Source organism: Psychrobacter sp. UBA2514 (assembly GCF_002341255.1).
GTDB lineage: Bacteria > Pseudomonadota > Gammaproteobacteria > Pseudomonadales > Moraxellaceae > Psychrobacter > Psychrobacter pacificensis.
In genome coordinates this window covers 1,366-10,999 of the sequence record NZ_DDNS01000047.1, presented here as the reverse complement: position 1 = coordinate 10,999, position 9,634 = coordinate 1,366, and the positions used below count along the sequence as shown (strand labels likewise).

At 45.1% G+C, this 9,634-nt stretch carries 11 protein-coding genes; all 11 read left to right on the top strand.

Annotated elements, in window-relative coordinates; all coding sequences use genetic code 11:
- Positions 1 to 231: 231 nt before the first annotated feature.
- Positions 232 to 1,041: a 5'/3'-nucleotidase SurE gene (gene surE / locus B3V51_RS11310; RefSeq protein WP_286708448.1), complete on the top strand. Its 810-nt coding sequence runs from the start codon at positions 232 to 234 to the stop codon at positions 1,039 to 1,041.
- 195 nt (positions 1,042 to 1,236) lie between these two features.
- On the top strand, positions 1,237 to 2,013 hold the full coding sequence (locus tag B3V51_RS11305; RefSeq protein WP_414706384.1) for a M23 family metallopeptidase: 777 nt from the start codon (positions 1,237 to 1,239) through the stop codon (positions 2,011 to 2,013).
- 68 nt (positions 2,014 to 2,081) lie between these two features.
- Positions 2,082 to 3,380 carry a lytic murein transglycosylase gene (locus tag B3V51_RS11300; RefSeq protein ID WP_286708446.1) on the top strand — a complete coding sequence of 433 codons (1,299 nt, stop codon included), beginning with the start codon at positions 2,082 to 2,084 and terminating at the stop codon, positions 3,378 to 3,380.
- Positions 3,381 to 3,735: 355 nt separating this feature from the next.
- Positions 3,736 to 5,031 carry a gephyrin-like molybdotransferase Glp gene (gene glp / locus B3V51_RS11295; protein WP_286708445.1) on the top strand — a complete coding sequence of 432 codons (1,296 nt, stop codon included), beginning with the start codon at positions 3,736 to 3,738 and terminating at the stop codon, positions 5,029 to 5,031.
- A 122-nt stretch (positions 5,032 to 5,153) separates the two neighbouring features.
- Positions 5,154 to 6,254 (top strand): GTP 3',8-cyclase MoaA, encoded by a 1,101-nt coding sequence (gene moaA / locus B3V51_RS11290; protein ID WP_286708444.1) that lies wholly within the window; start codon positions 5,154 to 5,156, stop codon positions 6,252 to 6,254.
- Between the two features lie 111 nt (positions 6,255 to 6,365).
- On the top strand, positions 6,366 to 6,896 hold the full coding sequence (gene moaB, locus B3V51_RS11285; protein ID WP_212563746.1) for a molybdenum cofactor biosynthesis protein B: 531 nt from the start codon (positions 6,366 to 6,368) through the stop codon (positions 6,894 to 6,896).
- A gap of 115 nt (positions 6,897 to 7,011) precedes the next feature.
- Positions 7,012 to 7,683 carry a molybdenum cofactor guanylyltransferase gene (gene mobA, locus B3V51_RS11280; RefSeq protein ID WP_286708443.1) on the top strand — a complete coding sequence of 224 codons (672 nt, stop codon included), beginning with the start codon at positions 7,012 to 7,014 and terminating at the stop codon, positions 7,681 to 7,683.
- Positions 7,684 to 7,725: 42 nt separating this feature from the next.
- Positions 7,726 to 8,232, top strand: a complete 507-nt coding sequence (gene moaC, locus B3V51_RS11275; RefSeq protein WP_212563744.1) for a cyclic pyranopterin monophosphate synthase MoaC — start codon at positions 7,726 to 7,728, stop codon at positions 8,230 to 8,232.
- A gap of 77 nt (positions 8,233 to 8,309) precedes the next feature.
- Complete coding sequence (locus B3V51_RS11270; protein ID WP_212563743.1) at positions 8,310 to 8,591, top strand: MoaD/ThiS family protein; 282 nt, start codon at positions 8,310 to 8,312, stop codon at positions 8,589 to 8,591.
- Between the two features lie 53 nt (positions 8,592 to 8,644).
- Entirely contained in the window at positions 8,645 to 9,136 is a 492-nt protein-coding gene (locus tag B3V51_RS11265) for a molybdenum cofactor biosynthesis protein MoaE (RefSeq protein WP_071003399.1), read from the top strand.
- The coding region (gene modA / locus B3V51_RS11260; protein WP_286708442.1) for a molybdate ABC transporter substrate-binding protein at positions 9,129 to 9,634 on the top strand (506 nt) is incomplete at its 3' end. The genes B3V51_RS11265 and modA, both read left to right, overlap by 8 nt.

The window sequence follows — 9,634 nt, the reverse complement described above, 5'->3', positions numbered from 1 at the left end:
TTACAAATCTCGCTAAGGCATCTGCATTATCGTCGCTTTGTGCCTTATCTGGAACAATTTTAGCGATCAGTAGTGCCTATTTGCAAATGTTCAACACGCCCTAGCCTTTGGTTGCTATTTTTATACGAATAAAGATATGGTACGGTAGCAAAACTTTCTACTAGAAAGACGGTTTGACACAAACATACTGAGCTGACATGAAGATTTTAATTAGTAATGATGATGGGGTGTATGCGCCGATTATTGGCACTGTCTCAAGCACTATCCACCATCGGTGAGGTCGTGGTAGTCGCACCAAACGAGGAGCAGAGTGGCTATGCTAGTGCATTGAGTGTATCAAAGCCATTGCATACGCATCAATTGCCATCGGGATTTATAGCGGTCAATGGTTCACCAGCTGATTGTGTCCATCTGGCGCTGCATGAGCTATACCGTGACGTGGATTTTGACTGTGTCATTACAGGTATCAATTCAGGTGCAAACTTAGGACAGGACGTGATGTTTTCTGGTACCTTTGGCGCAGCATTGACCGCGCAGTTATTGGGCATACCTGCTATTGCCACGTCTTTGGTAGGTGGCGGCGTAAAAAATGGCGGACAAGAATCAGCCAGTGATTATCAAGTGGCGGCAAATGAAGTTGTCAAATTGCTCACTGATACCTCGATTTTAGAGTTTCTCAAAAGTTTGCCCTATCATGTATTAAACGTTAATATTCCTGATGTGGATAGCAGCAGTGATATCAAAGGGCGAAAGGTTACCTCGTTGGGACACAAGCAGATCGCCCGGCCCGTGCGTCATATGATTGACCCTCGCGGCCGAGATGCGTATTGGCTGTCTTTACGAAAATGTAAAAACAGCAAGCACAAAAATGAGCGACCCTTAGACATTTCAGCTAAATCAACCAATCAAAAAAATGTTGTATTAACATCGGGCATGACGGATGATCAAGCAGTGGCGGCAGGATACATCAGTTTGTCGCCAGTACGTCTACATCATACCCCAGCGCGGGCATTGGATAAGCTTTTGGCACTAGATTTATAAGTTCGATAGGATATGATTATCAATGACATAGGTGATAATCACCATATCGCTTGCTGTGCGAGTGATATAAATCATCTGCTAGATCGCTAATTGTAGTAACAATATCTTGAGGCTTTTGAGTGATATCAAGCGCTTTTGGATGATAAAACAATAGATAAGCAACACAAAGAACAGGAACCTTGTATGAAAAGAATCATGACCGGATCGCACCTTGCTAAGGCGGCGTTGATTGGCACTATGGCAGTTGCTACCTTGTCTGTAGTCGGCTGTGCAACCAAGCCTACTTATCAATCACCAAACCAAGTAGGTCCTAAGATTATTACCAACGCACAAGGCGTCCCTAACTACCATCGCGTACAACGTGGCGATACGGTCAGCCAAATTGCGGCGCGCTATCGTCTTAACTATCGTCAGATTGGCGCACTAAATAATCTGGACAGTAAATATACGATTTATAGTGGGCAATGGCTCAAACTATGGCAGGGCGGTGCAGCGACCACAGCGAGTAACAACAGCTATAGCAGACCAGCACAGTCGCAACCAACTTATATCCCACCTGTAACCCAGTCTCGAACGCCAGCATACGAGGCAACTGCCAATTCGACCTTTGGTTATGATTATCCTACTCGCAATCCAGTGACGCGTAACATTGATCCAGCGGCGGGCAATATGGGCATGTGGTTTGCTGGTAATGTCGGTGATCCAGTACTTGCTAGCCAATCAGGAACGGTGCTTTACTCAGGCAACGGTCTACCAGAATATGGCAACTTGATTATGATCCGCCATAGTGATGATTACATCACGGCCTACGCACACAATAGCCAATTGCTGGTAAAAGAAGGGGATACGGTACAGCGTGGCCAGCGTATCGCGACGATGGGTAGCAGTGGTCAGACCAATCAAGTGGGGCTGGAGTTCCAAGTTCGCTTAAATGGCAATCCGATTGATCCACGTACGGTACTTGGGCGTTAGTATTGAGCCATGTCGCTGATGGCTGGGCGGCTTTGGTCCATTTTATTTATTTATGTTTGAGACTTTTTATGAGATTAAAAAAACAATACTTCACTCTTATGCCGGCATTAGTGATGGTCGGGTGTACAAGTCAACAAGCCATGCAAAAAAAGCCTGTCCGTCAAGGTGGCGTTGAGATTACTCAAACCCAAACCGTGCAGGTCAAGCCAACACCAGCGCCAGTTATTAAGCCGCAGCCCGCCCCAAAGCCAAGCTATAGCAGCTTTTCTGATTGGAAGTCAGACTTTTCTATGCGTGCAATATCTTCAGGCTATGATGCGGGAGTCATTCGCCGATTACTCGATTCCGCTTATCTGAATCAGCAAGTTATCTCATTAGACTCAGGACAGCCTGAGTTTTCTAAGATGCCATGGGAGTATGTGGACTCCGCTGTCTCTAGTGGGCGTGTGAGCGTAGGTAAGCGCAAGTTTGCAGAGCAACGTGCGTTCTTGTCTCAATTAGAGTCGCAGTATGGCGTTGATGCAGAGGTGATCGCAGCGATATGGGGTATGGAGTCATCATATGGCGCGGTCACGGGTAGCAGCGATTTGCCAAGCTCGCTTGCCAGTCTGGCCTACGATGGTCGTCGTCAAGAATTTGCAGAAGCTCAGCTATTATCCTTAGCGACGCTACTCCAGCGTGGCGACGTATCATGGTCGCAATTAGATGGTTCTTGGGCAGGCGGCATGGGACAAACGCAGTTTATTCCTGAGACTTGGCTCAAGCAAGGCGTTGATGGTGATGGCAACGGTCACCGTAACCCTTGGGCCACAGGTGATGCACTCGCTTCTACTGCCAACTATCTGAGCAACTCAGGCTGGGTGCGCGGTCTAGCACCTTTTTATGAGGCGACTGTACCTGCTTCGTTTGATTATTCACTGATGGGGAGTAAGCAACCTGCAGCCAGATGGGCGGCGATGGGTGTCGATACGATAGATGACGTCTATTTAGATGCCAATACTCAGATGGAGCTATGGTTGCCAGCGGGTAAAGATGGTCCCGTATTGCTGCTAAGCCCAAACTTTGATGTTATCAAGGTTTACAATAACTCGTCGAGTTATGCGCTAGGGGTGAGCCTATTGGGCAAAACGATTGATGGACAAAGTGGTCTGCGAAAATCATGGCCCCGCTATGAGCGTCCGTTATCAACCACGCAAGTGACCAACTTACAGCGCCGTCTGACGAGCATGGGTTACGATACCAAAGGGGCTGATGGCATTGTAGGTACCAACACGCGCATGGCATTTCAGCGCTGGCAGGCGGATAATGGGCAAACGCCAGATGGATTCATCACTCAAAATAGCGCCTCTTCATTGGCTGGCTGGTGAGGTAAGCTGACGGTATTTATACACCGTATGAAGGTCACGATTCATAAACACTTTTAGCTATTATAAATCAGTCATTAATCATCAATTAAGCATGTTACCTTGCTCTACAAAAAGCACCTTGCCAAGGTGCTTTTTTTGCCTCAGGCTATGTCTGATTTTGCTGAAATTTATTGAATGGATAAATATTGTGATAATCATCAAATATTTGAGTTGGCTTGATCTCGCAATCTTCAAAACTTATCAGAACAAGGTTAATACAACAAAATCGATACTGTGAATGATAGACTCTAAGGACAGCTTTTAATAATAAAGATTCAATCACAAATAATGAGAACGATCAAAAGAGCATACCTTTATGATTACTATGGAAGAATTACAAGCGGCAATAAAGCTGCGTATCAATGATTATAATGATGTGGATTTTCCGCTGCACAAAAGAGCCGTCAATATCTGTGATCTATTAGACAGCCGTAACCACATACTCGCGCAAGATATTTCATCACCTTTTGATGTGCCAAGACAGAATCTATCTGCTATGGATGGTTATGCCATTGCAAAAGGAAGTGAGCTGTCAGAAGGCAAGACGATTGAAATCATTGGTGAGTCTCAAGCAGGCAGTGCCTATGCTGGTGAGACAAAAGCAGGGCAGGGTGTGCGTATTTTTACTGGCGCGGTCGTCCCTGACTGTTGTGATACAATCATTATGCAAGAAAATACCAATTTTGCTGATATCAAAGCGACCATTGATAAGACTCAGCCGTACAGCATCACTCTCACGCAAACGGCCGAAACCAACGATAATATCCGTGCGCAAGGCGAAGAGGTTGAGTCTGGCGAAGCTGTGCTAAAGATAGGAAAACGAATTAATCCTGCCGATATCAGCTTGCTGGCAAATTTAGGTATCAGCGAAGTGAGCGTGTTTCAACCACTCGTCGTCGGTGTGCTCGCGACAGGCGATGAGCTCGTCGCTATTGGCGATGAGCTGGAACATTTAGCCCAAATATATAATTCAAACACCCCAACGCTCAAAAGCTTACTGTCTGGTTTACCTATAATCATTCGTGACTATGGCATCATTCCTGATGATTTGGATAAGACGACAGCTGCGGTCAACGAAGCCATGCAAGACTGTGATGTGCTCATATCGACAGCAGGTGTCTCAGTCGGCGATTATGATTTTCTGACGACGGTGATCGAAACGCTTGGGCAAATCAACCACTATAAAGTGGCGATGAAACCTGGTAAGCCTTTCGTATTTGGCGAGTTAAATAAAAATCTCGATAAGCCCGTATTGTATTTTGGTCTACCGGGTAATCCGCTCTCCACAGTTGTGGGCGCGCTACAGTTTGTGATACCCGCATTATGGCAGATGTCAGGTGCGAGTGTGTCCGAGCAGCCGATGCCGCTAACGATCAACGCTAAACTCACAAATGACATCAAAAAGTTCCCTGGCCGCAAAGACTTTCAGCGCGGCGTCTTGTCACAAGATGAGGCGGGTCATTACCAAGTGGAATGCTTTTCAAGTCAACAATCACACAGAATAAAACAGCTGAGCCGCGCCAATTGCTTTATTGTATTAGACAAAGACAGTGGCAACGTAGTATCTGGTGGTGAGGTTACCGTACAGCCGTTTCCTTGGTTGCATCGCTAATTCACCGTTTGCCAATCTGCTATAAAATGATGGAACGAAATTAAAAAGCAATCTAGCAATGGGATGCTAAGCACGAATAATAAAGTAACGCTTATGGTAAGCAATACTGATGGCAGTAATATATGAATGACAACAATATCAAAATAGACAGCCCAAAACTGTATTCTCCTGCGTCAGCACCTGTGCTGTCTGACAGCTATATACCGTCTAATTTAGTGATGCCGATTGATCAGGCAACCCAAATCCATCAGCCTTTAACGGATGGGTTTGCACGGCGTCTGACATATCTGCGTCTATCTATTACGGATTTTTGTAATTTTCGCTGTGAGTACTGCTTGCCAAATGGCTATCAAGGCAAACGTCCTGACGATGAGTTGAGCGTTTCTGAAATTGCGACATTGGTGCGCGGCTTTGCGCAAGTAGGTACCAAAAAAGTGAGAATTACAGGCGGTGAGCCATCCATTCGCCGTGATGTTGTCGAAATTATCGACACGATCAAGCAAACGGACGGTATTGAAACAGTAGCGATGACCAGCAATGCTTATAAGTTGGGTAAACATTTAGCCAGCTGGCAAGCGGCTGGACTTGATCAGCTCAATATCAGTATGGACAGTTTTGATGCGGCCACTTTTCACAAAATGACAGGTTTTGATACTTTACCGCAGATACTGGCAGATATGGATACCTTGCTAGAAACGACGGATATCAAACTTAAAATAAATAGCGTCTTGATGGCAGAGACTGCCTTTGAAAACCTAATCGCCGCGATCGACTATGTCAAAGACAGGCAAGTAACGTATCGTTTTATTGAGTTTATGCAGACCAGTGACAATAGCGACTTGTTTTTTGCCCAACATGCTCAGTCTGATATCATCACGGATTATTTGTTAGAGCATGGTTGGCAGCCACACGAGCGTGGCAGTGCCGATGGTCCAGCGGTCGAGTACAGTCACCCTGATTATGTCGGCCGTATTGGTATGATTGCCCCTTATGCGGCGCACTTTTGTGATACTTGTAACCGCTTGCGAGTCAGTAGTCAGGGCAAGGTGCATCTGTGCTTATTTGACCAAGGTAATTACGATATTCGTCCATACTTACAACAAAACGATATCCAAGGACTGGTAAACACTTTACATAGCTTTATGCCGATTAAGCCTGAGCATCATCATCTGCATGACTCGAACAGTGGTATCATGCACAATCTCTCGATAATCGGTGGTTAAGGCATTCTGAGTCTCTAATTCTGATGATAACTGATGCTGTTTTTGCTATCGCTTTTCCGACATAAGCTTTTTTTAATACATTTATAAAATTATATCTATAAAGGATCTTTTATGAGTAAGCCTGCTGCACCATTTACCCCTCTTAATATTGCGGTATTGACTGTTTCTGATAGCCGTACGCTGGCAGAAGACACGTCAGGTCAATATCTAGCCGATAGCTTGACCGAGGCTGGACATCATTTGGCAGACCGTCAGCTGATCACTGATGATATTTATCAGATTAGAGCGGTCATTAGTGGCTGGATTGCCAGTCCAGACGTGCACGCGGTCATTACAACAGGTGGTACAGGGTTCTTTATTAGAGATAGCATGCCAGAAGCTGTCAGCGTACTATTTGATAAGTCGATTGATGGTTTTGGTGAGATGTTCCGTTTGATCTCAAAAGACGAGATTGGTATGTCTACGGTGCAGTCGCGGGCAGTGGCTGGTATGGCCAATGGTACCGGTATCTTTTGTCTACCAGGTTCATCTGGCGCGTGCCGCACAGGGTGGGAAAATATCCTAAAAGAGCAGTTTGATAGCCGTACTCGTCCATGTAACTTTGTGCCGCATTTTTTGGCACAAAACCCCAGTCATGACTGATTTATAAACAATTGATGATAAATGATTGATGATAAATGATTAAGCCATAACGGCTATTTAACCAAAAATGACAGGCAATGGCATAATGATGGGTTGCTCGAATAGGCTGGACAACTTGGCAGGTATAGTTATTTTAGCTGGCGGAGCATCCAAACGTATGGGAACACCAAAGGCGACGCTCACTCTGCCGACAGGTGAGCAGCTGCTAAATTATCATGTTCGTCATGCCAGCGAGTTGCAAGTTCCTATTTTGATTGCGGATAATGGGCGAGGCTTTTATGTTGATTCAGATGCTACTTTGAACAAACCCAGTTCGCCCGTTATGCCTATTGCTGACTACGTTTCTGATTTTGACGCGGATAATGATGAGCAGATTCGTACAGGCGGTGCGTTGGTTGCTATCGAGTCAGCATTGCAAACATTGACTGGCTCGAATAATCTGTTTACAACTAACAATCAGCGCGCATCGTGGCTACTGGTGATGAGTTGTGACAGCTTAATACCTGCCACTGATCTATGGCAGAAATTGCAACAAGCAATTAATACAGCGGCTAATAGGCGCGTCATTTGCTTAAAAGATGACAGTCATTTATATCCGTTACTAGGGCTGTATCATTTAGCTATTGAACCCGATTTGAAAGCTTATATTGATAGTGGTCAGCGCCGAGTCATGCCCTTTATTCAGCCGATGGTAAAAACCTTGCCATTTACTCAGGACTGGCAGCATTTGACCAATTTTAATATGCCTCAAGAGTTTGAACAGGCGTGTGCCGCGCTACCAACATAATAAAAATACTGATAAAGAGATTACTAAGAGAAGGCGATATCAATGAGTAACAGCGTTCAGACAAATCATCAATCTGCTTTATCACACTTAGATGGTAATGGTGACATCACGATGGTTGATGTCAGTGGCAAGACCGCAACGACGCGAGAAGCGAACGCGACTGGGCAAGTTCGTTTTCCGAGCGAGATTTATGCGCAGATCAAAGCGGCTGATGGGATGACCAAAAAAGGCAGCATTACGCAAACGGCACATATTGCCGGTATTATGGCTGCCAAACGCACGCATGATATGATACCGCTTTGTCATCCGCTGCCGCTAGATAAGATCGGCCTCACCTTTGTGTATAATGATGCGCTGAGCAGTATCACCGTCAGTGCTATAGTCAAAGTCACGCACAAAACGGGGGTTGAGATGGAAGCGCTAACCGCCGTGAGCGTTGCCTGCTTGACCATCTATGATATGACTAAAGCACTATCACATGACATCGTTATAAATGATATTCACCTGATTAAAAAAACAGGTGGCAAGTCAGACTATACTCATGCTTAGTGTGATAAAAAACCTAATCAATGACTAAAGATATATTGGATATCAAGCAAGGACGCTTGCAAAGAAGGGAGAGATTTATGGGTACTATCGATGTGACAACCGATATCGAATCAACGATGGATATCAATGTCATGTATTTCGCCAGTTTGGCAGATGAGGCCAACTGTCAGCAAGAGACTGTCAAACTACCCCAAGACACCTCATTGACTGAACTATATGAACAGCTTAGCCAAAAGCATCGTTTTAGCCGTCCGCAAGCAGAGCTACGGGTGGCAGTGAACGATTATTTTGCTAAATGGACAGATCAAATCAATGACGGCGATAGCGTAGTATTTATCACGCCAGTCGCTGGTGGTTAGGTATATATTTATAAGCGGCTATAGCGCCACAATTAGTGTAAATAGAGAAAAAAATGACAGATAACATCCATAACCATTCAATGACCATCAAACGTAGTACCGATGAAGCGTATCTTATTGCTGAGCGCGACGGTTTTGCGTTACTCGATATTGCAATTGACGAAAATAAGCTCAAAAGTACATTGGACAATGACAGCTGCGGTGCGTTTGTTTGCTTTGAAGGGCGAGTGCGCAATCATAACAATGCCACGAGCGTTGATCGACTTACTTATTACGGTTATGAAGACTTAGCAATCAACCAAGGCCGCGCCATTATAGAAGAAGCCAAAAAGCGTTTTGAGATCACTCATGCCATAGCGATACACCGCATCGGAGCGCTAGAGATTGGTGATGTGGCAGTGTGGGTGGGGGTAGTGTCAGCGCATCGTTATCCAGCATTTGATGCGTGTCGCTGGATATTAGATACCATCAAAGCCGACATTCCTGTGTGGAAGCAAGAGTATTACGAAGATGCTTCATCTAAATGGCTCAGCAACAATGGGTAGGTCACTAGCTGCGATTAGTACCTCTGCGTGTTTGCTACTGGCATTAAATGCTTGTACAGCAGATAAAAGTACGAATGTAGAATCGGCGACTGCCACAACTGAGCACCAAACCTTACGGATCGCTGCGGCAGCCAACTTATCTGATGTCTTACCCAGCATTATTGACAGTTATCAGGTGGATCATAGGGTTTCTGATAGTACCTCTGACAAAAGTGACTTAGATATCGAAGTCACTTACGCGTCTTCTGGCAAGCTATATGCTCAAATCAAGGCAGGAGCCCCTTATGATATATTCTTGTCCGCCAATCAAGAGTTTCCGGCAAAGCTGTCTGATGACAAGCGTGATAAATCTGTACAACCGTTTACCTATACCAGAGGTCAGTTGGCGCTCTATAGTGTCACAAAACCTTTGAATGATTTTACGCCAGCATCGCTTCTTGACGCGTTTACAAGTGCTAGTTTCACAGATGATAGCAAGATTTCTATTGCCAATCCTGA

What these genes read in the sequence shown, in the direction of transcription:
- surE (WP_286708448.1), top strand. Translation starts at nt 232, where the DNA reads ATGCGCCGATTATTGGCACTGTCTCAAGCACTATCCACCATCGGTGAG.
- B3V51_RS11300 (WP_286708446.1), top strand. Translation starts at nt 2,082, where the DNA reads ATGAGATTAAAAAAACAATACTTCACTCTTATGCCGGCATTAGTGATG.
- moaA (WP_286708444.1), top strand. Translation starts at nt 5,154, where the DNA reads ATGAATGACAACAATATCAAAATAGACAGCCCAAAACTGTATTCTCCT.
- glp (WP_286708445.1), top strand. Translation starts at nt 3,736, where the DNA reads ATGATTACTATGGAAGAATTACAAGCGGCAATAAAGCTGCGTATCAAT.
- B3V51_RS11270 (WP_212563743.1), top strand. Translation starts at nt 8,310, where the DNA reads ATGGGTACTATCGATGTGACAACCGATATCGAATCAACGATGGATATC.
- moaB (WP_212563746.1), top strand. Translation starts at nt 6,366, where the DNA reads ATGAGTAAGCCTGCTGCACCATTTACCCCTCTTAATATTGCGGTATTG.
- moaC (WP_212563744.1), top strand. Translation starts at nt 7,726, where the DNA reads ATGAGTAACAGCGTTCAGACAAATCATCAATCTGCTTTATCACACTTA.
- B3V51_RS11305 (WP_414706384.1), top strand. Translation starts at nt 1,237, where the DNA reads ATGACCGGATCGCACCTTGCTAAGGCGGCGTTGATTGGCACTATGGCA.
- B3V51_RS11265 (WP_071003399.1), top strand. Translation starts at nt 8,645, where the DNA reads ATGACAGATAACATCCATAACCATTCAATGACCATCAAACGTAGTACC.